22 protein-coding genes are annotated in these 22,237 nt (G+C 62.1%); 14 read left to right on the top strand and 8 right to left on the bottom strand.

Translation table 11 applies throughout. The annotated features are described in order from the left end of the window. Nucleotides 1-2: 2 nt before the first annotated feature. Nucleotides 3-1,307 carry a pyridoxal phosphate-dependent aminotransferase gene (locus tag ACP154_RS13795; protein ID WP_421858164.1) on the bottom strand — a complete coding sequence of 435 codons (1,305 nt, stop codon included), beginning with the start codon at nucleotides 1,305-1,307 and terminating at the stop codon, nucleotides 3-5. A gap of 179 nt (nucleotides 1,308-1,486) precedes the next feature. On the opposite strand from ACP154_RS13795, the gene ACP154_RS13790 reads away from it, so the two are divergent. Then, a complete protein-coding gene (locus tag ACP154_RS13790) occupies nucleotides 1,487-2,461 on the top strand; it encodes an NADPH:quinone oxidoreductase family protein (RefSeq protein ID WP_421858167.1) in 975 nt (324 codons plus the stop codon). Nucleotides 2,462-2,589: 128 nt separating this feature from the next. Next, nucleotides 2,590-3,975, top strand: a complete 1,386-nt coding sequence (locus ACP154_RS13785) for a serine hydrolase domain-containing protein (RefSeq protein WP_421858170.1) — start codon at nucleotides 2,590-2,592, stop codon at nucleotides 3,973-3,975. Here the strand turns inward: ACP154_RS13785 and ACP154_RS13780 are convergent. Then, a complete protein-coding gene (locus ACP154_RS13780; RefSeq protein WP_107713493.1) occupies nucleotides 3,972-4,961 on the bottom strand; it encodes a LysR family transcriptional regulator in 990 nt (329 codons plus the stop codon). The two genes, ACP154_RS13785 and ACP154_RS13780, sit on opposite strands and share 4 nt — an antisense overlap. 101 nt (nucleotides 4,962-5,062) lie before the next feature. Between ACP154_RS13780 and ACP154_RS13775 the strand changes: the two genes are divergently transcribed. The 7 genes from ACP154_RS13775 to ACP154_RS13745 all read left to right on the top strand — a co-directional run bounded on the left by ACP154_RS13775 (nucleotide 5,063) and on the right by ACP154_RS13745 (nucleotide 10,856). Then, a complete protein-coding gene (locus ACP154_RS13775; protein WP_107713492.1) occupies nucleotides 5,063-5,647 on the top strand; it encodes a hypothetical protein in 585 nt (194 codons plus the stop codon). Between the two features lie 15 nt (nucleotides 5,648-5,662). After that, a complete protein-coding gene (locus ACP154_RS13770; RefSeq protein WP_421858174.1) occupies nucleotides 5,663-6,316 on the top strand; it encodes a GNAT family N-acetyltransferase in 654 nt (217 codons plus the stop codon). Further along, a complete protein-coding gene (locus tag ACP154_RS13765; protein WP_107713490.1) occupies nucleotides 6,313-6,897 on the top strand; it encodes an isochorismatase family protein in 585 nt (194 codons plus the stop codon). Before ACP154_RS13770 ends, ACP154_RS13765 begins: the two co-directional genes overlap by 4 nt. 149 nt (nucleotides 6,898-7,046) lie before the next feature. After that, a complete protein-coding gene (locus ACP154_RS13760; protein ID WP_421858177.1) occupies nucleotides 7,047-8,096 on the top strand; it encodes an isoaspartyl peptidase/L-asparaginase family protein in 1,050 nt (349 codons plus the stop codon). Between the two features lie 104 nt (nucleotides 8,097-8,200). Further along, nucleotides 8,201-8,503 carry a hypothetical protein gene (locus ACP154_RS13755; RefSeq protein WP_421858179.1) on the top strand — a complete coding sequence of 101 codons (303 nt, stop codon included), beginning with the start codon at nucleotides 8,201-8,203 and terminating at the stop codon, nucleotides 8,501-8,503. A gap of 54 nt (nucleotides 8,504-8,557) precedes the next feature. Then, nucleotides 8,558-9,697, top strand: a complete 1,140-nt coding sequence (locus ACP154_RS13750) for a homogentisate 1,2-dioxygenase (RefSeq protein WP_421858181.1) — start codon at nucleotides 8,558-8,560, stop codon at nucleotides 9,695-9,697. 145 nt (nucleotides 9,698-9,842) lie between these two features. Further along, a complete protein-coding gene (locus ACP154_RS13745; RefSeq protein ID WP_421858183.1) occupies nucleotides 9,843-10,856 on the top strand; it encodes a fumarylacetoacetate hydrolase family protein in 1,014 nt (337 codons plus the stop codon). A 68-nt stretch (nucleotides 10,857-10,924) separates the two neighbouring features. On the opposite strand, the gene hspQ is transcribed toward ACP154_RS13745, so the two are convergent. Continuing rightward, nucleotides 10,925-11,296: a heat shock protein HspQ gene (hspQ, locus tag ACP154_RS13740; RefSeq protein WP_421858186.1), complete on the bottom strand. Its 372-nt coding sequence runs from the start codon at nucleotides 11,294-11,296 to the stop codon at nucleotides 10,925-10,927. A gap of 173 nt (nucleotides 11,297-11,469) precedes the next feature. Here hspQ and ACP154_RS13735 point away from each other — a divergent pair, with 173 nt between their 5' ends. The 3 genes from ACP154_RS13735 (at nucleotide 11,470) to ACP154_RS13725 (ending at nucleotide 14,239) form a co-directional block, all read left to right on the top strand. After that, entirely contained in the window at nucleotides 11,470-12,633 is a 1,164-nt protein-coding gene (locus ACP154_RS13735) for a Ppx/GppA phosphatase family protein (RefSeq protein ID WP_424993790.1), read from the top strand. After that, nucleotides 12,620-13,360, top strand: coding sequence for an RlmE family RNA methyltransferase (locus ACP154_RS13730; protein WP_421858195.1), 741 nt, complete (start codon nucleotides 12,620-12,622; stop codon nucleotides 13,358-13,360). The genes ACP154_RS13735 and ACP154_RS13730 overlap by 14 nt, the downstream gene beginning before the upstream one ends. A gap of 108 nt (nucleotides 13,361-13,468) precedes the next feature. Continuing rightward, a complete protein-coding gene (locus ACP154_RS13725; RefSeq protein ID WP_421858198.1) occupies nucleotides 13,469-14,239 on the top strand; it encodes a Coq4 family protein in 771 nt (256 codons plus the stop codon). Here ACP154_RS13725 and ACP154_RS13720 read toward each other — a convergent pair. Then, a complete protein-coding gene (locus tag ACP154_RS13720; RefSeq protein ID WP_107713483.1) occupies nucleotides 14,236-14,613 on the bottom strand; it encodes a hypothetical protein in 378 nt (125 codons plus the stop codon). The genes ACP154_RS13725 and ACP154_RS13720 overlap by 4 nt on opposite strands. A gap of 170 nt (nucleotides 14,614-14,783) precedes the next feature. Between ACP154_RS13720 and guaB the strand changes: the two genes are divergently transcribed. Further along, entirely contained in the window at nucleotides 14,784-16,256 is a 1,473-nt protein-coding gene (gene guaB / locus ACP154_RS13715) for an IMP dehydrogenase (RefSeq protein WP_107713482.1), read from the top strand. An 86-nt stretch (nucleotides 16,257-16,342) separates the two neighbouring features. Here the strand turns inward: guaB and ACP154_RS13710 are convergent, their stop codons facing one another. Then, nucleotides 16,343-17,395 carry a bifunctional transcriptional activator/DNA repair enzyme AdaA gene (locus ACP154_RS13710; protein ID WP_421858203.1) on the bottom strand — a complete coding sequence of 351 codons (1,053 nt, stop codon included), beginning with the start codon at nucleotides 17,393-17,395 and terminating at the stop codon, nucleotides 16,343-16,345. Between the two features lie 249 nt (nucleotides 17,396-17,644). Here ACP154_RS13710 and ACP154_RS13705 point away from each other — a divergent pair, with 249 nt between their 5' ends. Then, nucleotides 17,645-18,961, top strand: coding sequence for an RsmB/NOP family class I SAM-dependent RNA methyltransferase (locus tag ACP154_RS13705; RefSeq protein ID WP_421858206.1), 1,317 nt, complete (start codon nucleotides 17,645-17,647; stop codon nucleotides 18,959-18,961). 47 nt (nucleotides 18,962-19,008) lie between these two features. On the opposite strand, the gene ACP154_RS13700 is transcribed toward ACP154_RS13705, so the two are convergent. From ACP154_RS13700 to ACP154_RS13690, 3 genes are all read right to left on the bottom strand, one after another. Continuing rightward, nucleotides 19,009-19,806 (bottom strand): copper resistance protein B, encoded by a 798-nt coding sequence (locus ACP154_RS13700; protein ID WP_107713479.1) that lies wholly within the window; start codon nucleotides 19,804-19,806, stop codon nucleotides 19,009-19,011. Next, a complete protein-coding gene (locus ACP154_RS13695; RefSeq protein ID WP_421858209.1) occupies nucleotides 19,803-21,719 on the bottom strand; it encodes a copper resistance system multicopper oxidase in 1,917 nt (638 codons plus the stop codon). Before ACP154_RS13695 ends, ACP154_RS13700 begins: the two co-directional genes overlap by 4 nt. A gap of 74 nt (nucleotides 21,720-21,793) precedes the next feature. Beyond that, entirely contained in the window at nucleotides 21,794-22,210 is a 417-nt protein-coding gene (locus tag ACP154_RS13690) for a hypothetical protein (RefSeq protein WP_421858212.1), read from the bottom strand. Nucleotides 22,211-22,237 lie beyond the last annotated feature (27 nt).

Here is a 22,237-nt window from a genome sequence, read left to right as displayed (position 1 = left end):
GGTCAGCAGCGCGCCCAGTGCGCCATGGCTTTGATCCCCTCTATCACCCGTGGACAATGCCGGTTCAGGAAGGCTTCGTCGAGCGTTTCGCCCTCTGATAGGGCGCGCAGCGCCAGTTCCCCGTCAAAATCCACGAACGCCAGCCGTAGCGAGAGCTCGTTTTCGGGGCGTCCGAACGCCGAGCCGGGGAGGGTGGCGACGCCGGTGTCTTCCAGGAGCGCTTCACACAGTTGGGTGCTTGTCGTGATCCCCCGCGCATTCAGGACGCTGCGAATGGGGTCAAAATTGGGAAAGGCGTAAAAGCCGCCCCGGATCGGATTGACCTGAGCGCCGGCGTCAGTGAGTTGGTCGGTGACGAAATTCGCCAATGCCTCCAGTACCTGTCGGGACCGGGTGAGATAGAGCTCCATCTCCGGCCCTCCCTCAAACGCGAGCCGGGCTGCGTGCTGGATGGGGGCGGACACCGAGGTGTAGGTCTCGCTCGCCGCCGTGGCCATCGCGTCCTTCAGCCAGGTCAGAGATTTGGGGAAGGCGAAAAAGCCCAGACGCCAGCCGCCCGCGCCCGCCCATTTTGAAATGCCATCGGAAATGATGGTGCCTCCACGATAATAGCGCGCGGCGGAGTGGTGCTTGCCGTCAAATTGCACGCCGCCATAGATCTCATCCGACAACAACAATAGGCGGTGCTCGCGTGCGGCTTCTGCGATGCCGAGCATCTGATCTGGGGTATAGGCGGTGCCGGTGGGATTGCCCGGAGAGTTCAGGATCAAAAGGCGCGGGCGGTCCGGGTCCGCCTCACACGCCCGGTTCAACACTTCTGGCGTGACGCCTAAACCTGTGTCGGGCGCGGTCGGCAGCCAGCGGATCGGGCGGCCGATGATCTGGGCCTGGGGCGCATAGCTGACCCAGGACGGCGTCGGGATCAGCAAGTCGCCGTAATAGACAAGCTGCAACAGGAACATCAGCTCTTTGGAGCCGGGTCCCACCAGGATGTCTTCAGGATCAAAATCGAGCCCTTGAGTGCGCTCCAGATACCGACAAATGCTCTCGCGCAGGCCATATAGCCCCTGGACCGGCAGGTAATCTTTCTGGAAGGCGTTGTCGCGCAACGCCTTTTGCATGATGTCTGGAACCGGGAAGGGGGATTGGCCCAGCCCCAGCTTTGACACTTTCCGTCCCTGCTTCATCAGGGCTGAAGACCGCTCATTGATCGCGAGGGTCGCCGATAGACCCAGCCCGCGAATGTTGAGATTGAGCTGCACGGACGGAGCGAAAGTCTGGGGCGCCTGGATGTCTTTGGGGCTCATGGAGCGGCCTTTCTGCTCGGCTCTGAAGAAGGATGCAGCCTGTCGTCAGTCTTCACACTGCGCCATACGTAGAGATTCGGGAAGCGCAGGCGCTTTAGCGGTTAAGGAGTTGCTTGCGCCAAGCGTTTGCTGCTCTATCGTGCCCTCTAACAGACAGATGAGTCAGGGAGGAGCCGTTCATGCGCGCATTGATCTGCAAGGATTTCGCACCTTACAAGAACCTCACCGTGGAGGAGGCGCCAGAGCCGCCTCTGGGTGAAGGCATGGTGATGCTCGACGTCAAGGCGGCGGGCGTCAACTTCCCCGACATCTTGCTGGTCGAGGGCAAGTACCAGATGAAGCCGCCGACCCCGTTTGTGCCGGGTATGGAGGCGGCGGGCGTCATCTCTGCGCTGGGCGACAAGGTTCAAGGCGTCAAGGACGGAGACCGGGTGATCGCGGCGACCATGCTGGGCGCTTTTGCTGAGAAAGTGCCCGTGCATTTCAGCCAGGTCGTGCCGATGCCCGAGAGCATGAGCTATGAAGAAGGCGCGGCGCTGACCACGATCTACGGCACCAGCTATCATGCTCTGAAAGACCGTGCGCAACTGAAAGAGGGCGAAACGATCCTCGTGCTGGGCGCCGCGGGCGGTGTCGGCATCGCTACGGTCCAACTCGCCAAGGCCATGGGCGCCAAGGTGATCGCGGCTGCGAGTTCAGAAGAGAAGCTTCAGTTCTGCCGCGACAATGGCGCCGACGAGACAATCAATTACACCACCGAAGACCTCAAAGCCCGCGCCAAGGAATTGAGCGGCGGCAAGGGCGTGGACGTTGTCTATGATCCGGTCGGGGGCGACTTCGCCGAGCCAGCGCTGCGGGCGACGGGGTGGAACGGGCGCTATCTGGTGATTGGCTTTGCGTCCGGCCCGATCCCGAAAATTCCGCTCAATCTCGCCCTTCTCAATAGCCGCAATATCCAGGGCGTCTTCTGGGGCGCCTGGGCGGGCCAGAACCCGCGCGCTAACGCTCAGAATCTCAAGGAAATCTTTGATTTCTACGAGGCCGGGAAGATCAAGCCGCAAGTCTCCGCCAGCTATAAGCTTGAAGACTACGCCAAGGCGTTCGAAGACCTTCTTGAGCGCCGCGTGAAGGGCAAGGTCGTGCTGACGCCGTAAGGCCGACCAAAGTGCGGCATGGATCAAGCTCCCGAACGTTCAGTCGTTTGGGAGCTTTTTCATAAGCGGCGCTCTCGTGTTTGTCCTTGAGGCGACACGGTGCACTATGCCCCCGGATGGGGGACTTCATGCGGCTTATTCTGACTTCTCTAATGGCGGTCTTCACTCTGGCGATGAGCGCTATTGCGCAAGCTGCCGACAACGTTGACGCTTTTCTCGACCAGCAGATGGCGCGCTCGAATGCGCCCGGTCTTGCCTATGCGCTCGTGGATGAAGGGGGCGTCATCACGGGCGCGTCCGGTGTTCTGCGGCGGGGCGAAGACGCATCTGTGACGCCGCAGGCCCTGTTTCAGGTCGGCTCGATCACAAAGAGCTTTACAGCGCTTGCCATCATGCAGCTCAAGGAAAGCGGCGCCCTGACCCTTGAGGACGAGGTCGCCCTCCACCTTCCAGGTTTTGAGACGCAAACACCGATCACTTTGCGTCAGTTGCTCGGCCATACCAGTGGCTATTCGACGGTTCAGGGCAATGCGGCGCATCACGATCAGAGCCTCGCTGAACGGGTGTCTCAGCTCGCCGCTGATGGCCCTGCCCAAGCCGACGGCGCATGGGCCTATTCCAACGCCAATTACCAGATCCTCGGCGCGGTGATCGAAGCGGTTAGCGGTGAGGCTTATGCCGAGTATGTCACAGCGCACATCCTGTCTCCGTTGGGAATGACGAACACTCATGTCCTGACCGGTGAGCCGGTTGGTGGTCTGGCGACCGGGCATCTACCCTGGTTCTTCGGGCGCCGTCCGGTTGAGGCAGGTTGGGGGAGTAGCGTGACCGCGCCCTCCGGGGGCATTGTCTCCAGCGCCGTGGACATGGCGCACTACCTGCAAATGATGCTGAATGGGCGCGATGATGTGATCTCATCGGCGGGCAAGGCGATGATGCTGCGACCGGCCAGCGATGCTTCGCCCTATTACGGTCTGGGCTGGGCGCTGGACCCTGAGGGCGGCTACGCGCTGCATAGTGGGCTGACGCCGGGCTTTGAGGCGATCGCGGTTCTGGAACCGGCACAGCAGCGCGGGGTGGTCGTGCTGGTCAATGCGTCGGGGGGGATGGGCTTTGGCGAGGTCTATCCGCTACTTTATGGCGTGACCAATCGAGCGCTGGGCGAGCCCTATGCCGACGCTGGCGCCAACTGGGGGCCCAAATCGCTATACCTGCTTTTCGCGCTGATGCCGCTTGTCTATCTGGCGGCCAGTATTGTCGCTGTTGTGCTGCGCGACGGTTTGCGCGCCAAGTCCGGCCTGGGCGGAATGATCAGCCTTTGGTTTCCGCTGGTGATGGCGGGCGTACTGGCGGTTGTGCTGTTAAGGGTCGTGCCTAACCTCTTTGGTACGACGCTAACCGGTTTGGCGCTCTACCAACCCGATCTGGTGATCCTGCTCTATGCCAGCGTCATTGCGAGCGCGATCTGGGCGGTGCTGCGCCTTGTCATCGCGCATACCGGGCCGCGCACCTAGTCCAGCGCTCGGGGGCGTGGGCGTTCGCCGCGTACATGCACCACATCCACGTCCGAAAACGTGCTGGGAGGCAGGTAATCCTTGCGGAACCAGGGATAGAGGCTGCCGTCGAAAATCTCGCGCAGCCAGTCCAGAACCTTACGCACGCGGGTCACGCGGCGTTGGTCGGGATGGTAGACCATCCACAGAGTAATCGGCACTTCCAGCCCCAGATCCACATGCACCAGGTCGGGCTGGACCTTGGCGGCGTAGGTGGGGATCATTGAGATGGCTGTGCCTGCGCGCACCGCCTCAACCAGCGCCAGTGAGTTATCCGTCGTCAGAGACGGGTTCATCATCTGCTTGATGGCGCTGGCCTCCTTGGGCCAATGGGTTTGCTGTTCACGATAGCTCACCAGATCCGCGATGCGGTGATTGAGCACGTCCGCAACGCTTTTTGGAGCGCCATAAGTGTCGAGATAGGCGCGCGCGGCGAAGGGTACGTAATGCAACGTCGCCAACTCGGTCGCCACATGGCTCATCCGTTTGGATTCTGTCATTTGCAGGCTGATGTCGCTCTGATCGAGCGCCAGCTCACCATCCACGCGGGTGTTGATCTCCAGATTGATCAACGGATTGGCTTCCACAAAGCTGGGTAGCTGACGGGCAATCCAGTATCCGGCCACGCCTTCAGGCGCCGCCAGATGCACCGTGCCGGCATCAGCGCGGTCCGCCTGATGGGCGATGCGTTCGATATCGCCGGCAGTGTTTTGCATGATCTGGACCTGCGCCCAGATGCGTTCGCCGATATCGGTCAGCTCCACACCATCGGCGCCGCGTGTCACCAGACGCGCGCCGATGCGAGTTTCAAGCTGCTCCAGACGCCGACTCACGGTTGGCTGTCCGATACCAAGCTTGCGCGCAGCGCTGCTCATGGATCCAGAGGACACCAGCGCATGAAAAATACGCAGATCGTCCCAGTCAAACAATTGCGGCTTAGTGGTCATGAGCGGGTCCGCTTTGCGGATGAATAGGGGGCATGTCGACTTCGTTGGAGGGGATGAGTGATCAAAACCAGTAACATCCGATCCATTGGTTGAGGGGCTACATGCGCGATCAGGATAAGCAACACCGGCTTGTAGGGCCAGATGCGCCAGCAACCGCTGAACTGTTCCGCATTTTTGCGCGCCATGGCTTTACATCTTCTGAAGAGCCTCTTGACGTCGCAGACGCCTCCACAGTTGCAGTGACCGCGCTGGGCGGCGCCCTTGCGTCTCCAGACATTGTGCTGGCCTGTCAGGCGCGTACGGAGCGTTGCTTCTTCATACGGCGCAATGAAGCGGGCGAGGCCAGCGGCTTTATCGCCTTGTTGTTTCTGAATCCTGTCGGGTTTGAGGCGCTGATGTATGGGCGCCTGTCGCCGGACCAGCCTGATCTTGATCAGCTGACTGCGCCGGATGAGCGCGCATCCGCAATTTATGTCTGGTGCCTGGCGGGTGTCAGCGAAGCCGATAAACGCGCCGTAGTGCGCGCTGTCACAGAAGCACGCCGCAAGGCGTTTCCGCATGTCGCCCTTTTCGCCCGGCCGATGAGCCGGGAGGGCCGCATGATGACCGCCGCGCTTGATGCGCCGTCGGCGGGCGCAGCCTGGCTGGGGTGGGTGCCCCAGGCTGCAGACACCAGCAACGCTTAGGGTTTGGAGGGGGCTATGGACGGTACGCATGTTGAGGAATTTGAACCGCCTGTGATCGTGCGCGTAGCACGGACCATGGACGATATGCAGCGGATCTCGGTGGTTCGTGCGCTTGTTTACATGTCCGAGCAGGACTGCCCCTATGACGAAGAGTTTGACGGCAATGACCTTGCGGGCGCGACACATTTGCTGGCTGAAGCCGGAGGCGAGCCGCTAGGCTGTCTGCGGGTGCGCTGGTTTGCCGATTTCGCCAAAATCGAACGGGTCTGCGTGCGAAACGGGCATCGGTCAGGTCGTGTGGCGCGCCAGATGATGAAGGATGCGATCGATCTGATCCGTCGCAAGGGCTACCGCAAATTCGTGGGCCATGTGCAGGAACATCTGATCCCGTACTGGAAGCGTTATGGCTTTATCCACCGCGAGCATCGCGGGGTCTTCGTATTTTCAGATAGGGCGTATGCGGAAATGGAGGGGCGTCCGGACCCCCACCCCAAAGCGCTTCACATTGATACCGATCCTCTGATCCTGGATCGGCCCGAAGGGGATTGGGACAAACCGGGCCCCTTGGACAAGTCGGTGAAGCGCGGCGCTTCACCGTTACAGGGGAGGGAGCCAGGACGCGGAGCCAAAGCCGCGCCGGCCAAAAAACAGACGGAGACAGCAAAATGAGCCTGGGAGTTCCTGTACTGGTATGCCTGGACCTGCAAATGGAATTCGTCGCAAAAGGGCGTCCCTGGACGGACCCTGAAGGTGAACGTGTTGCTCAGGTCAGCGCATCCATCCTGTCCGAAGCGCGCGCGGCGAACTGGTCTATCGTCCATGTCCAGCTTCATCCTGGCGGCCCGATCATGGCCGATAACGGCCTGCATCAACCTGCGACCGGTTGTGAGCCGCGTCCGGGCGAGATTCTGCTCCGGCGCGCTGGCGTGTCCGCTTACGCGCACCCGGACCTCTCCGGCATTCTTGAGGGGGCTATGGGCGCGCCAGCCTATCTGATGGGCTTTTCCGCGCCGACATCTCTGACAGCGACCCTTTATGACGCTGAAGAGCGGATGCATCCGTTGAATCTCGTTGAGGAAGCGGTGGGATCCGCAGATGTGGGTGAATGGTCGGCCGATCACGCTCGCGCTCTGTGCAAGGATACCGCGCAGAAGCTCAACCGCCTCGCTTCACGGACGGGCATGTTCGGAGAAAAAGCCCAGTATGCGCTCGGGCGCGTGGGCATGCTGTCCCAGCCACGACTGAGCTAGACTGCAGCAGTTCAGACGTGCGCAGAGAGGCGAGGTTGGGGAACCTCGCCTTTCGTTTGTTTGGCGTGTGCCGTCTTGCGTGACTGCGTCCTTGCCAAGGCGCGCGCAAGCTGGTCCTCTCACTGACAAACGTTTTCGGGGAGAGTGAAATGCGGCGTTTGGTTTTAGGCGTGTGTGCGATGGTTCTGGCGAACGGAGCCGCATTGGCGCAAGAGCAAGACTGGTCGATCGTCCTGCATGGGGGCGCCGGGGTGATCGAACGCGGTGACATGGACGCGGAGACCGAGGCTGCCTATCGCGACGCCCTGGACGCCGCGATCCGGCTCGGCGGCGAGATGCTGGCGGACGGCGCCTCGGCCATGGATGTGGTCGAAGCGGTCATCCAGACGCTTGAGGACGATCCCAAGTTCAATTCCGGCGTCGGCGCAGTGTTTACCGCTGAAGGGCGCAATGAGCTGGATGCCTCCATCATGCGCGGCTCGGACATGCAAGCGGGCGCTGTGTCGGGCGTCACGACCGTGCGTCACCCGATCAGCCTGGCGAGGGCCGTACTCGAAAACAGTCCCCATGTGATGCTTCAGAGCCCGGGGGCGGAAGCGTTCGCCGCTGATCAGGGGCTTGAGCTGGTGGACAATTCGTATTTCTTCACAGAGCGGCGCTGGGCCTCAATGGAGCGCGCCGTGCGCCGCATGGGTCTGACGGTCCCGCCGCGCCCTGAAGGCGCGCCAGAGGCGGAACCCATTCGTGAAGGCGCGCTCGACCTGATGGAGCGCGAGCACGCCTTTGGGACTGTGGGCGTGGTCGCCCGCGACATGTCAGGCGAGGTCGTCGCCGGCACCTCCACCGGCGGCACCACGGCCAAGCGCTGGGGCCGGGTGGGCGACAGCCCGATCATCGGCGCCGGCACATACGCCACGCCGGATTGCGGCGTTTCGGCGACGGGGACTGGTGAATACTTTATCCGTCTCAATGTCGCAGCGCGCATATGCACACAGCTTGAGGTTTTAGGCGAGGAGGGTGGCCAGCAAGCCGCTGACGCCGTGATCCAGGACGCGCTTAGCGAGATGGGTGGTGATGGCGGCGTCGTCATGTTGAGCCATGGCGAGCCGATCTGGAGCTTCAACACACCGGGCATGTATCGCGCCAGCTGGACCCCGGGCGATGAGCCTGTGATCTCGATTTATGGAGATGAGGACTAGGTGCGATGAAGCAGGCGGCACTGGCGGGTCTCGCCTATTTCGCTGTCATCTTCGCACTGGGTTTTGTGCTCGGAAGTGTGCGCGTCCTTCTGATTGCGCCGGCAGTGAGCGAGTTCATCGCGGTGCTGATCGAGCTGCCTGTTATTCTGTTGGCGTGTTGGCTGGCTTCAGGGTTCTGGATCCGCCAACTGCGCATTTCAACCCTTCAGGCGGCGCTCATGATGGGCGCCGTCGCTTTCTTCTGCTTGATGATTGCGGAATTCAGTCTTGGGGCGCTGGCTTTCGAGCGCACGCTGTCAGATCAGTTGCAGAATTGGATAACGCCTGCTGGCGCGCTCGGGCTCTGCGGCCAAATCGCTTTTGCACTGTTTCCATGGATTCAGGTCCGCCGCGCGGCTTTTAATTAGTTGCAAATGTAACTATCTTGCTCGGTAACGGTTTCGCCAGTCAGGGAGCGACTCATGGCTCGCAAATGGATTTACGCATCGCGCGTTGAAGGCAATGCCTCGCGCCAGGCTCATGCCGACATGCCCGAAGGTACCTATGAGCGGGAGATGAGCAAGGAGGGGTTTTTCGGCCCCGCAGCCTTCCTGCATCACAAGCGTCCGCCCACGGGCTGGGTGGATTTTGAAGGTCCGCTGCAGCCGCGCGCCTTTGACCTGAACAAGCTGGGCAAGGCCGAAAACTCGCCCTGGGACTCGTCTTCAGTCCTGTTTAACGCCGCCACCGACATCCGCTTCTGGTCATTGTCCGAGCCGATGACCACGCTGGCGCGCAACGCTGATGGCGACCAGCTCTTGTTTGTTCATCGCGGCGCCGGTTCTCTGTTCTGTGATTTCGGACACCTAGCGTACGAGGCGGGCGACTATATCGTCCTGCCGCGCGGCACGCTGTGGCGGCTGTCGCCGTCAGAGCCGACCCTGGTGCTGATGGTTGAGGCCACCAACACCCATTACACCTTGCCGGACAAAGGGCTTGTGGGCCCTCACGCCGTGTTTGATCCGGCCATGTTCGACGTGCCCGCCATGGATGACGCCTTCAAGGCGCAGCAGACCGATGAGGATCATGAGTGGAAGGTGCTGATCAAAAAGCGCGGCCAGGTCTCCACCATCACCTATCCCTACAACCCGCTGGACGCGGTGGGCTGGCATGGCGAGCTGCATCCGGTGCGCCTGAATGTGCGCCATATCCGACCGTTGATGAGCCATCGCTATCATTTGCCGCCGAGCGCGCACACCACCTTCCTGTCAGATCGCTTTGTGGTCTGCACCTTCGCCCCGCGGCCCTTCGAGACGGATCCGGGCGCTTTGAAAGTGCCGTTCTTCCACAATAATGACGATTATGATGAAGTGCTGTTCTACCATGCTGGCGACTTCTTCAGCCGCGACAATATCGATGCGGGCATGATGACCTTCCATCCGGCGGGCTTCACTCACGGTCCGCACCCCAAGGCGCTGGCGAATATGCTGGAACAGAAAAAGCCGGCGACGGATGAATACGCTGTGATGATCGACACGCGCGACCCGCTCGATGTGGGGGAGGGCGCGTCGCGCGTTGAAAACCTGGACTATGTGAACAGCTGGAAGCCGAAGGCGAAGTAGGCTTCGCTTTCTTTGTCCCGGCCCCCAATCACGTTGAGGGTCATTTCCGGCCGGGACCCAGTGATGTAAGCGCCCGAGGCCAGATGGCTTTGGGCCCCGGTCTTCGCCGGGAACGAGACAGATCAAATAACAAGAAGGCTATCCCATGAAACTCGCCACGCTGAACAATGGACACCGCGACGGTCGCCTGGTGGTGGTCTCTCGCGATCTCGCCTGGTGCGCGGACGCCAGTCATATCGCGCCCACCTTGCAAGCGGCGCTGGATGATTGGGAGACGACGGAGCCGGCGCTGCGCAGCCTGTCTGAAGAGCTGGAGCGCGAATCCATCCCGCGCGAACGCTTCCATGAGCGTGACGCCCTGTCCCCGCTGCCGCGCGCGTTCCAGTGGGCGGACGGCTCGGCCTATGTCAATCACGTCGAATTGGTGCGCAAGGCGCGCGGCGCCGAGCTGCCGGACAGCTTCTGGACCGATCCTTTGATGTATCAGGGCGGCTCGGACAAGTTCCTGGCGCCCCGTCAGGACATTCCGCTGGGCGATGACAGTTGGGGCTGTGACTTTGAAGCCGAAGTCGCCGTGATCACCGGCGATGGTCCGGCCGGCCTCAACGCGGATGACGCCGCTAAAGAGATCCGCCTGATTATGCTCGTCAATGACGTGTCATTCCGGGGGCTGATCCCAGGCGAGCTGGCCAAGGGCTTCGGGTTCTTCCAATCCAAGCCGCCAAGCGCGTTTTCACCGGTGGCGGTGACGCCGGATGAGCTGGGCGACGCCTGGGATGGCCGCAAGCTGCACCTGCCGCTGCAATCCTGGCTCAACGGATCAAAGTTCGGCGAGCCTGAATGCGCTGTCGACATGACGTTTGATTTCGCCCAGCTGGTCGCTCACGCCGCCAAGACGCGCCCGCTAACGGCAGGCTCGATCATCGGCTCCGGCACCATTTCTAACAAGCTCGACGACGGTCCCGGCAAACCGGTCGCTGAAGGCGGCAAGGGCTATTCTTGCATCGCCGAAATTCGCATGATCGAAACGATCTATGACGGCGCGCCCAAAACCCCGTTCATGACGCCGGGCGACACCGTGCGCATCGAAATGCTGGACGCGGATGGCAAGTCCATCTTCGGCGCCATTGAACAGACGGTCGTGCGCTATGAGGGCTAGTTAGAGCCGTAATGCCACTGACGATATGAAAACGCCCGGATCCTTGATCCGGGCGTTGTTGTTTGCACTCAGTTCTGCAACAGCCCGCCCGTCTTCAGCGCGTAGCGCTGGCCGTCAAAGCCTTCAAAAATGTCTGCCGTGTCGGGATGACCGACCGCACCGTTCTCGGCGTCGGGCAAGAGATTGCCTTCAGAGACATAGGCCTCGTAATGGCCGTCTTCGTTTTCGGCGAGCAGGTGATAGAAGGGCTGGTCCTTGTCGGGACGCATGGATTCCGGAATGGAGAGCCACCAGTCCTCGGTGTTCGCAAACACCGGATCCACGTCAAAAATCACGCCTCGGAACGGAAAGAGGCGATGGCGCACCACGTCGCCGATTGTGAACTTGGCCTCACGCAAGGCGGACACTCCTAAATTCGGGTCGTCATATGTAGCTGTCATGGTATGCAATTCCAGTGCCTGACGCTGCAAGAGCCGGGTTCGGTGCTTTCACAAGCGTGAAAGGCGAGCTATCCTTAACGTCAAACTGAAGTATCGCCCGCGGCCGGTTAGTCGGCTCGCGCCGCTCGACTGGCGCGCTGACAGCCTTTGCGGGCGCGATGAGGACGAACATCATGGCGAAGGACGCCGCTGGCCCCGCGCCTGCGCGCCAGCGCCCGAATCGAGGCCGGAAATCCGCCCGCCAGGACCCGATTTACGGGGCTATCGATCTGGGCACCAACAATTGCCGCATGCTTCTGGCGCGGCGCACGCGGGAAGGCTTCCGCGTGGTCGACGCCTATTCGCGAATCGTTCGTCTGGGCGAGGGCATCACGGCATCCGGTGAATTGTCTGACGCCGCCATGGAGCGCGCGGTGGAGGCGTTGGCGGTCTGCGCGGAGCGGATCAAGCGGCGCAATGTCACCAAGTTGCGCGCCATCGCCACGGAAGCGTGTCGCCGCGCCAATAACGGCGAAATATTCGTCGAGCGAGTCAAGGCGCAGACCGGGCTGGATATGGAGATCATCGGCCCGGAAGAAGAGGCGCGCCTGGCGGTGCAAGGCAGTCTGGACCTGCTGGATGAGTCCATGGACGCTGCGGTTGTGGTCGATATCGGAGGCGGCTCGACCGAGCTGTGCTGGGTTGATCTGGCGGAATGGCGCAATCGCGGCGGCTATGGCAGCGGAGGTCGTCCGCCCTTGCGCGGCTGGTCATCCATGCCTTTGGGCGTTGTCACTCTGTCCGAGCGTTTTCCTGAGCCCAGGGCGGGCGGCGCCGAGGCGCGGGCGGACTGGTACGCCAAGATGAAAGCGCACGCCGTCAAACACCTCAAGCCGCCCAAGGGCGCCCGTCGATTGCGCCCTATCTTCGATGACGGACGAGCGCATATGGTGGGCACGTCCGGGACGGTGACCTCGGTCGCGGGCGTTCACTTGAACCTGACGCGCTATATGCGTGACAAGGTGGACGGGATGTGGATGACGTCTGAAGACGCACATCTCGCCTGCCAGCGTCTGGCCAGCCAGGATCGCAGCGGGCGGGCGCGTGAAGGCTGTATCGGTCATGACCGTGCAGATCTGGTGCTGGCCGGTTGCGCCATATACGAAGCCGTGATGGAAGCCTGGCCGACAGAGAAAGTCCGGGTTGGTGATCGCGGCCTGCGCGAGGGCATGCTGCTCAATCTGATGCGTCCAAAGCGCAGACGCGGACGGCGCGGTGCGGGCAAGCGCGATGACTCCCATGAAACCCGGAGCCAGACCACGGAAACAGAAAAGAGAGACGGTCATGAGCAAGGATGACGACACTGGCGAAGGCGAACCTGAACGCCGTCGCCGCCGGTCCGGTCCCGTCACTGCGGGCGGGGATGCGCGCTCGGCCAAGCAGTTCCGCACACGGGTGAAAACCGCGCGCGGCCGCAAATACTCGTCCAAGCTCTGGCTCGAACGCCAGCTCAACGATCCGTATGTGGCGCGCGCCAAGCAGGACGGGTATCGCTCTCGTGCGGCGTACAAGCTGATCGAACTGGATGACAAATTCGGCTTGATCAAGCCTGGCATGCGGGTGGCCGATCTCGGTTCGGCGCCTGGCGGCTGGACCCAGGTTGCGCTCAAGCGCGGGGCGTCGCATGTGGCGGGCATCGACCTCTTGGAGATCGAGCCGATCACGGGCGCCATCCAGCTGGAGCTTGATTTCACTGAAGAGGGCGCCGAAGACACCCTGAAGGAGGCGTTGGGCGGGCCAGCCGACCTTGTGATCTCGGATCTGGCGCCGTGGACGACCGGACACAAATCAACAGACCACTTGCGAATTGTCGCGCTTGTGGAGGCGGCGGCGTTTTTTGCGCTGGACGTCCTCAAGCCGGGCGGCGGATTCGTCGCAAAAGTGTTTCAGGGCGGCGCAACGGGCGAATTGCTGGATCTGTTGAAGGCTCGCTTTGAAAAAGTACGCCATTACAAACCGCCCGCCAGCCGGTCGGAGAGTGCGGAAACCTTTTTGATCGCGACTGGATTTCGACCTGAGACGTAATGGGCGCACCCTGGCGGTAAACGCTGTTCACTTTTAACTTGGCGTTTCCATTCAATTGTGGATACTTCCATTCAGAGCGGCATAAGCAAGACCGCCGGGAGGACCGTCATGACCGAGCAGCACGCAGCCTGCCCACCCTATCCGTGGGAGCCGTTCAACCCGATCCGCGCCTGGAGCGCCTTCTGGGGGCTGGTCGGTGATCGCGATGACACGCGCTATGTGTTCGAGTTCTTCCGCGCCGTGAACGGGCAGAGCATGGGCGGCATTCTGGGCCGCTTCGTCAATTCAGACTTCGGCCGCAGTCAGATTGAGGACCGGACGCGCTTTGCGAACAAGCTGCTGGATCGCGAAACCTTGAAATCCCACGGTCGGGGAACCTTCGCTGCGGCGTATCTGCACTATCTCGATAGTGAGAATCTCGACCCGCTGGGCGTTCACGTGGCGGCTGTGGAGAATGCGCCGGATCTGTATGCGCAGCTTGAGCGCGAATATCCAGAATTCGCGGCGATGACCTATACCTTTCACCTGGCCCATGACCTGCACCATGTGCTCACCGGCTACGGTCGCGATCCGTTGGGGGAGGCTTTGCTGCTGACCTATAACGGCAATCAGAACGGCACGCGGGGGTCGCGCCTGCTGGGTATGTTTGCAGGGCTGCGCATCCGCTCGGAGATCTGGCAATGGCCGGTCGGTCAGATGATGTCGAATGCGCGGACAATGGCGCGCGAGAGCACGGATATGATCGTAACGGATCTGACCGAACTGCTGCCGCTGCCGTTGGAAGAGGCGCGGGCGCGCTTGAATCTCGTGCCGGATCCGCTTTACCGCGAGGTCCGCGACAGTTGGACCGGTCCTGAACCGGTTAGCGCCAAAGCCTAAAGGCCGGGCGCGGGACGTCCGTTGAGCAAATATTCCATGACCTCGGGGTCCTGGATGTCGAGCTTCTCGTAAGGTCCGAGGAGCCGCAGCCGGCTTTTGGGTTTACCCGGCCCCAGTCGGCGGGCCGTCAGCATGACGACGATGCCATCAAAGCCGCAGCCGTCCAGCACGGGGATGCTCTCGACATAATCATTGTGAGGGGGCACACGGCGGTCGAGAAAGACAAGGTCATACTCGGACGCTTTCGGATCTTCGCAAAATAAATTCACTGAATTGTAATGGTCAAAGTGAAACGAGCCGGGAACATGTTCGGCAAGGCCTGACAGAATTGTCATCTCAACCGGGTCATCATCAATAACCGCAACGCGTCGCATGCAAAAAATCCTCATGCCTGTCAGGGGAATACGCGTATTACGCGCACAGGTTGGTTTACCATAACCATGTAGACTGAACGGAGCAATCCGTCGAGCCGCGCGGTTAAACAGCCTTGCGCTCACGCTGAAACCTGCTAAAGCGGCCCCGCAAGAGACAAGGAGGCCTCCCCATGCAGATTCGCGAGGGGCTTACCTTTGACGACGTGCTCTTGCAGCCCGGTTCGTCTGAGGTTTTGCCCGCTGACGCTTTGGTGCGGACACGGCTGACGCCGTCGCTCACCCTCAACATCCCCATTCTGTCGGCCGCCATGGATACGGTGACCGAAGCCGGTCTGGCGATCGCCATGGCCCAGGATGGCGGTCTGGGCGTCATTCACAGAAATCTGACGATCGAAGAGCAGGCTGAAGAGGTTCGCCGCGTCAAACGCTATGAGAGCGGCATGGTGGTCAACCCGATCACCATCTCGCCCCAGGCGACGCTGGCCGAGCTGCAGGCCTTGATGGACCATCACAAGATTTCCGGCATTCCCGTTGTGGAAGGCGGGGAAGGCCTGAACGGCAAGCTGGTCGGGATCATCACCAATCGCGATGTGCGCTTCGCTGATGACATGAACCAGTCCGTGGCCTCGTTGATGACCCGTGAGCGCCTGGTCACCGTCAAACCTGGCGTGGATCAGGCCGAAGCGCGGCGTCTGCTGCACAAACACCGCATTGAGCGTTTGCTGGTCGTGGATGACGCAGGTCATTGCGTCGGCCTGATGACAGTCAAGGATATGGTCAAGGCCGAAGCCTATCCCAACGCCGCCAAGGACGAACACGGTCGCCTGCGTGTCGCCGCGGCCACCACGGTGGGCGATTCCGGGTTTGAACGCGCTGAGGCGTTGATTGATGCGGGCGTGGACGCGGTTGTGATCGACACTGCGCATGGCATGTCCGCCTCGGTGCTGGAGCAGGTCAAACGCATCAAGGCCGCCTCTAACGCCACCCAGGTCGTGGCCGGCAATGTGGCCACTTATGACGGCGCGCGCGCCTTGTTTGATGTGGGCGCGGATACGGTGAAAGTCGGCATCGGGCCGGGCTCGATCTGCACCACGCGCATCGTGGCGGGCGTGGGCGTGCCCCAGCTGACCGCCATCATGGATTGCCGTCGCGCGGCGGACGGGTTTGACGGGTCGATCATCGCAGACGGCGGGATCAAGTATTCCGGCGACTTCGCCAAGGCTATCGCCGCTGGCGCGGATAGCGTGATGATGGGCTCCATGCTGTCGGGCACCGAAGAAGCGCCGGGCGAGACGTTCCTTTACAAGGGCCGCGCTTATAAATCCTATCGCGGCATGGGCTCTGTCGGCGCCATGGCGCGTGGCTCCGCCGACCGGTATTTCCAGAAGGAAGTCACGGACCGGATGAAGCTGGTGCCTGAGGGGATTGAAGGCCAGGTGCCGTACAAGGGGCCGATTGCGCCGATCCTGCACCAGATGGTGGGGGGCTTGCGCGCCGCCATGGGCTATACCGGCGCCAGGACAATCAAGGAATTTCAGGAGAAGGCCGAGTTCGTGCGCATCACCAGCGCAGGCCTGAAGGAAAGCCACGTCCACGACGTGACGATTACCCGCGAAGCGCCCAACTATCCGACACCGTCCTAGGCGGTTGAATGCACAGACCTGAAAAGCCCGGCGCATGCGCCGGGCTTTTTTGTTTTTGGTTCAGTGTCTTGTTTGCCGAGACCGTTTCAGGGCAGAGGCGCGGCCTGCTGTTCAAGATCGAGCAAGGCGCGCTTGCGATGAAGCCCGCCGCCATATCCGGTCAATGATCCGTCGGCGCCGATCACCCGGTGACACGGGATGATCAAGGCGAGCTGATTATCGCCATTGGCGCGGGCGACCGCGCGAACGGCGGAGGGTCGGCCCAGTTGTGCGGCGAGCTGGCTGTAACTGCGGGTTTGCCCCATCGGGATCGCCTGCAGTTCACGCCAGACCGCTTGCGTGAACGGGCTGCCATGTAACTGTACAGGAGCCCGAAAGTTTCGAAGCCTGCCGTTAAAATAGTCCTCCAGCTCATTTGCAATCATGGCATGTGGCTTTGTGCGTCCAAAGCCCAGCCCGCCCGGCGTCCGCTCTGACAGGCGTTTCAGCTCTGTGGGCAAGGCTTTGCGGTCCATGAATTCCAGCAAATGCAGGGCGTGGTCATCGGCGATGGCGATCATCGGTCCCAGGGGTGTTGAGATCGGAGCGCAGCGTAGTAGGGCGTCATCGCGAAAGGCGCCAGGCGCGAGACCCAGCAGCTTGCTGACGGCGGATCGGAAGCCGCTTGAGGACTCGTAATTGGCGGTCAGCTGGGCCTCGATCACTGGTTCGCCTCCGCCCAGAGCCGCAAAGCCTTCCTGCAGGCGCCGCAAGCGCGCCAGCTCCAGAAAGGTGACGCCCAGCTGGCGTTTGAAGGCGCGCCGCACGGTGGACGGGTCGTGGCCCATCGCCGTCAGATCGTCTTCGCGCCAACGCCGTCCCGGATCAGCGTTGAGCTTGGCTGAGAGGTCCGCGACCAGCGGCTCCATGCCGTGTTCCAAAGGCTTGCAGCGTTTGCAGGGACGGAAACCGGCATCAAGGCATTCCGCCGCCGTCTCGTGAAAGCGGCAATTCTCTCTGAGCGGCTTTCGGGCTGGGCAGGAGAGGCGACAGAAAATGCCAGTCGAGGTGACGCCCACGAACATCCGCCCGTCCCAAGACGGATCCCGGTTCAGAAGGGCGTCGTAAAGCGCGGTGTCGGAAGGGCGTGAAAACAACATGCAGACTGTGTATCAGAGGACGCGAAGGCCGAGCGCCGATTTTCGGGCGTTTATTGATTGTGATTTCAGCCTCTGAGATCAACACACCCCGGAGCGCAGCTCCGCAAGCGCAAAGCGCGCCCGCCGAATGGCGGAACACTAGCCCGTAGGGCCAAGAAACACCGGAGTGCAGCTCCGCAAGCGCAAAGCGCGCCCGCCGAACGGCGGAATAATTCAGGCCCGCAGGGCCAGCACAGAAGAGAGACAATCATGCGGGACGCAGGACGGATCGCTGGCGCCATAGAAGTGCTTGACGCGGTGATGACCCGGCATCAACCGGTGAAGGACGCCTTGCGCGATTGGGGTAAGGCGCACCGGTTCGCCGGATCGGGCGATCGCGCCTGGATATCAGGTCTGGTGCTGGACGCACTGCGGCGTCGCGGCGCGCTGCGTCATGTGATGGACGAAGATACGCCGCGCGCGCTGGTGCTTGGGGCGCTAGCCTATGCCTGGGATATGGACGCCCGCGCCATCAGCACAACGTTCGAAGGCGATGAGCATGCGCCTGCGCCCCTGACGGAGGGCGAGATCGAGGCGTTGTCCAAGGGCCTTGATGCAGAGGCACCGCTTCATGTGCGCGCGGATGTGCCTGAATGGCTGGGGCCGAGCTTTCAGCGCGCCTATGGCGACGCCGCAGAATTGGAAGGTCAGGCCATGGCGGGTCGGGCCCCGGTGGATCTGCGGGTGAACCGTCTGAAAGCCGAGCCGGAGAAGGCGTTCGGCGCCGTCTCCCCCAAAATCAAAAACATCGAAGTGTCTGATCTGATCCTGGATGGTCTGCGCATTCCCGAAACCGATCCGCGGGCCAAGGCGCCGGGCGCGGACAGCATTCCCGCTTTCGGCAAAGGCTGGGTCGAGGTTCAGGATATCGGCTCGCAACTCGCGGCGCTGGCGGCCGGCGATATCAAGGGCGCGCAAGTGCTGGATTATTGCGCCGGGGCGGGGGGTAAGACTTTGGCTCTGTCGGCGCTGATGGAAAACACCGGTCAGCTCTACGCCTGGGATTATGATGGCCGCCGCCTGCGGGCGATCTGGCCCCGCCTTCAGCGCTCTGGCGCGCGCAATGTCCAGGTGCGCGACGGCAAGGAAGCGGAAACGCTCGGTGATCTCGAAGGCAAGCTCGATTGCGTCTTCATGGATGCGCCGTGCTCGGGCTCGGGCACTTGGCGACGTCGCCCTGACAGCAAATGGCGTTTGAAGGAAGAGGCCTTCAAGCGTCGTCAGTCCGAACAGGACGAGGTACTGTCCAAGGCCTGGCGGTTCGTCAAACCGGGCGGGCGGCTGGTCTATGTGACCTGCTCGGTGCTGCCGGAAGAAAACGAAGACCGCGTGGCGGGCTTTCTTAAGGCGCATCCTGAGTTCAGGCCCGTCCCCGCCAGCGAGGCCATGGCCCAGTCCGGTCGCCTCGCCGAGGGCGCGCAGGAGCGCCTCAAAGCTCTTGAAGGCCGCTTCGGCGCGATCCAGCTCACCCCGCATCGCACCGGAACGGACGGCTTTTATGTCTGTGTAATGGAGCGTACGGCTTAGGATTTAATCGCCCAAAAAAAGGCCCCGGCAGTGCCGGGGCCTTTTGCTTAGAACCAGATGCGGACACCGGCGAGGAGGGCGGTTTCCTCCACCTCGTCGCCCATTGAGCGGGCAATTGAGGCTGTTTCGCCCAGCTTGCGCTCCCAGCTGACGCCCACATAGGGGGCGAACTGGCGGCGGATTTCATAGCGCAGGCGTAGACCGGCTTCGACATCGGTGAAGCCTGTGCCCTGATCAAGCGAGGGCGCGTCGCCAAAGGCAAAGCGCGTCTCGACGACCGGCTGCAGGATCAGGGCTTGGGTGAAGAGGATTTCGTACTCCAACTCCGCCTCGATGGCGGCCCCGGCCTCCCCGCCCAGATAGGCGTGGGCGTTCACCTCGAACCAGTAGGGCGCAAGGCCCTCTATCCCGATCACGCCCTGGGTTTCGTCCGGGCCGAACGCGTGGCGCAGGCCAGACTGGACGTTGAAATATCGGGTGGCGGCGCGGCTGTAGAGAAGCTCGACTTCGCCGCCGTCAAAGCTGTCCGCGTCGGGCAGATACGCGCCCTTGAAATTCATCACGAGGCGGTTGATGTCGCCGCCGGTCCAGACGCCGCCTTCCCATTTGAGGGCGGTTTCGCCATCCGCATCCTGCCATTCAAAACGGTCGAGCATCGCCATGGAATGCAGCGTGGCGCCTGAATGGTGCAGCACGTCATGACGCGCCTGGGCCATGACCTCGGCGTCGAAATACCGGTCCGCGGCATTCCAGAGCGGTACGTCATGACCCCTTTCATGGCTTTGCGCGAGGGCGGGAGCAGAGAAGAGGGCGCAGGCTGCGCTAAGAAGGATTGAGCGGATCATTGGGCGCCTCCGCCGTTATGGCTTCTGTGGTGGTTATGGTGCGAGGGCGTCGGTTCAGGGTCTGGCGCAGGGGCGTGATGGCCGTGATGACCGCCGCCATGGCCGGAATGGCTCGAATGGTTCATCGGCGCCGGTTCCGGCTGATGATGGTCCTGATGGGCTGCATGATCCATCGGGCCGGGGCGCACCGAGACGACCTGCATCATGCCCGCATGCATGTGATACAGAAGGTGACAATGAAAGGCCCAGTCGCCGGGCTCGTCCGCCGTGACGTCAAAGGCCAGACGTTCGCCCGGTTTGACGATGACGGTGTGCTTGCGCGGTTTATGGTCGCCGCCGCCATTCACGAGCTCGAAGAACATGCCGTGAAGGTGAATGGGGTGGGGCATCATGGTGTCGTTCACCAAAGTCACCCGCAGGCGCTCGCCTTCGTGAAAGATGATGGGCGCGTCAATTTCGGTGAAGCGCACGCCGTCAAACGACCACATGTATCGCTCCATGTTGGAAGTGAGATGGATCTGCATCTCACGCTCCGGCGCGCGGATATCCGGATTGCGGTCAAGGCTGCGCAGTTGGGAATAGGTGAGGACGCGGTGGTCCACATCCTCCAGCCCGATCCCCGGCTCATCCAGACGACTGATCGGCGCCCGGTTGAGATTGGCGACGCCGGGGCCTTGGGCATGATTATGGGTCACCGGCGCGCTGTCCGCCATCGCCATGGAGGCATGTTCGGAATGACCGGAGTGATCCATTTGGCCGTGGTCCATTGACCCATGATCCATAGACCCGTGCCCCATCGCGCCATGGTCCATGCCCATATCACGCATGGTCAGAAGCGGAGTAGGGCGTAGCGCGGGAACTTCGGCGCTCATGCCTTCGCGCGGCGCCAAAGTGGCGCGGGCATAGCCGAGGCGCTCGATGCTTTCGGCCATGAGGGTGAAGGCGCGATCCTCGCGCGGGGTAACCACCACGTCATAGGTCTCCGCGACGCCGATCTGCAGCTCGTCGGTCTCCACGGGTCGCACGTTCTGGCCATCCGCTTGCACCACGCTCATGGGCAAGCCGGGAATACGGACATTGAAGATCGTCATGGCCGAGGCGTTGATGATGCGCAGGCGCACCCGCTCGCCCGGTTCAAACAGGCCCGTCCAGTTGCTGTCCGGTCCCTGGCCGTTCACCAGATAGGTATAGGTCTCCCCGCCCACATCAGAGATGTCGGTGGGCTTCATGCGCATCTGGCCCCACATGGTGCGATCGGACAGGACAGCGCGGACGCCGTCCTCGCTCATGTCGCGGAGCAGATCCCCCAGCGTGCGGTGATTGTAATTGAGGCTTTCCGGGTTGGTCTTGAGCTGGTTGAACAGCGCTTCAGGCGACATAAAAGTCCAGTCGCTTAGCACCAGCACATGCTCGCGATCATAGCCGACCGGGTCATGATGGGCCGGATCGACGATGATCGGGCCATAGAGGCCTTCCTGCTCCTGCAGGCCTGAATGGCTGTGATACCAATAGGTGCCCGACTGGCGCAGCCGGAAGCGATAGGTGAACGTCTCGCCAGGGCGAATGCCGGGGAAGCTGACGCCGGGGACGCCGTCCATCTGGAAGGGCAGAAGAATACCGTGCCAGTGAATGGAGCTGTCTACGTCCAGATAGTTGGTGACATTGAGCGTCACCTCGTCGCCTTCGCGCCAGCGCAGAAGCGGGGCCGGCACCGTGCCGTTCACCGTCACCGCGCTATCGCGGCGCCCCTCCACGCGGAAGGGTGTACGGGCGATATCGAGGTTGAAGGTCGTGCCGGTCAGGGCGTCGGGGCTGCGCTGGGTGAGCGCACGGGCGCCATAGGCCCAGTTCGGGGTCAGGCTTGCGGCCGCCAGCGCGCCCGCGCCGGTCAGCCAGGATCGTCTCGTAAGCATGGTTTCGGTCTTTCAACAGGGTTCGTCAGACAAAGCGAAGCCCGCGCAATTCGCGGATCGGCGTGCCTGGAATCCTAGTTGAGCTGGACCGAATGAAGCTGGACAGGGGTTGGGCGTGGCGGTGGTCTGGGCCGCAGCGGATCATAGACGGGCGCTTGGGCGGCCATGCGCCGCAATTGCGCCAGGTCCGGGCGCGGCGCGGTCGGCAAGACCGCCGGGGCGTCGACCTGGGGCGCATCGCTGAGCACCAAAGCGGCGCCGCACAGCGCGTTGTCGTCGCAATGAGGGTCGGCCTGATCACTGGCGCCGGCGTGATGGGCGTGCCCCGACATCTGATGATGATCAGAGACGGCTGGAGCATGCGCGGCGTTATGAGCGTGCTCATGACCGGCGGGTTCAATCGGTTGGGCGCACACCTGCACGGTCCAGCACGCGATGAAAATCATCGCGGTCAGGATGTGGGGCAGGGAGGCGGAGATCCGTTGAATCATGACCGCAATATAGCGCTCTCCCGGCCT

The sequence above is a fragment of the Oceanicaulis sp. genome (assembly GCF_965249665.1).
Lineage (GTDB): Bacteria > Pseudomonadota > Alphaproteobacteria > Caulobacterales > Maricaulaceae > Oceanicaulis.
The sequence above is the reverse complement of the archived record's forward strand: the minus strand, read 5'-3'. Positions and strand labels throughout refer to the sequence as shown.

Bases quoted from the DNA above. Each gene is read 5' to 3' on its own strand.
- ACP154_RS13795 (WP_421858164.1), bottom strand. From the start codon at position 1,307: ATGAGCCCCAAAGACATCCAGGCGCCCCAGACTTTCGCTCCGTCCGTG.
- ACP154_RS13790 (WP_421858167.1), top strand. From the start codon at position 1,487: ATGCGCGCATTGATCTGCAAGGATTTCGCACCTTACAAGAACCTCACC.
- ACP154_RS13785 (WP_421858170.1), top strand. From the start codon at position 2,590: ATGCGGCTTATTCTGACTTCTCTAATGGCGGTCTTCACTCTGGCGATG.
- ACP154_RS13780 (WP_107713493.1), bottom strand. From the start codon at position 4,961: ATGACCACTAAGCCGCAATTGTTTGACTGGGACGATCTGCGTATTTTT.
- ACP154_RS13775 (WP_107713492.1), top strand. From the start codon at position 5,063: ATGCGCGATCAGGATAAGCAACACCGGCTTGTAGGGCCAGATGCGCCA.
- ACP154_RS13770 (WP_421858174.1), top strand. From the start codon at position 5,663: ATGGACGGTACGCATGTTGAGGAATTTGAACCGCCTGTGATCGTGCGC.
- ACP154_RS13765 (WP_107713490.1), top strand. From the start codon at position 6,313: ATGAGCCTGGGAGTTCCTGTACTGGTATGCCTGGACCTGCAAATGGAA.
- ACP154_RS13760 (WP_421858177.1), top strand. From the start codon at position 7,047: ATGCGGCGTTTGGTTTTAGGCGTGTGTGCGATGGTTCTGGCGAACGGA.
- ACP154_RS13750 (WP_421858181.1), top strand. From the start codon at position 8,558: ATGGCTCGCAAATGGATTTACGCATCGCGCGTTGAAGGCAATGCCTCG.
- ACP154_RS13745 (WP_421858183.1), top strand. From the start codon at position 9,843: ATGAAACTCGCCACGCTGAACAATGGACACCGCGACGGTCGCCTGGTG.
- hspQ (WP_421858186.1), bottom strand. From the start codon at position 11,296: ATGACAGCTACATATGACGACCCGAATTTAGGAGTGTCCGCCTTGCGT.
- ACP154_RS13735 (WP_424993790.1), top strand. From the start codon at position 11,470: ATGGCGAAGGACGCCGCTGGCCCCGCGCCTGCGCGCCAGCGCCCGAAT.
- ACP154_RS13730 (WP_421858195.1), top strand. From the start codon at position 12,620: ATGAGCAAGGATGACGACACTGGCGAAGGCGAACCTGAACGCCGTCGC.
- ACP154_RS13725 (WP_421858198.1), top strand. From the start codon at position 13,469: ATGACCGAGCAGCACGCAGCCTGCCCACCCTATCCGTGGGAGCCGTTC.
- ACP154_RS13720 (WP_107713483.1), bottom strand. From the start codon at position 14,613: ATGCGACGCGTTGCGGTTATTGATGATGACCCGGTTGAGATGACAATT.
- guaB (WP_107713482.1), top strand. From the start codon at position 14,784: ATGCAGATTCGCGAGGGGCTTACCTTTGACGACGTGCTCTTGCAGCCC.
- ACP154_RS13710 (WP_421858203.1), bottom strand. From the start codon at position 17,395: ATGTTGTTTTCACGCCCTTCCGACACCGCGCTTTACGACGCCCTTCTG.
- ACP154_RS13705 (WP_421858206.1), top strand. From the start codon at position 17,645: ATGCGGGACGCAGGACGGATCGCTGGCGCCATAGAAGTGCTTGACGCG.
- ACP154_RS13700 (WP_107713479.1), bottom strand. From the start codon at position 19,806: ATGATCCGCTCAATCCTTCTTAGCGCAGCCTGCGCCCTCTTCTCTGCT.
- ACP154_RS13695 (WP_421858209.1), bottom strand. From the start codon at position 21,719: ATGCTTACGAGACGATCCTGGCTGACCGGCGCGGGCGCGCTGGCGGCC.
- ACP154_RS13690 (WP_421858212.1), bottom strand. From the start codon at position 22,210: ATGATTCAACGGATCTCCGCCTCCCTGCCCCACATCCTGACCGCGATG.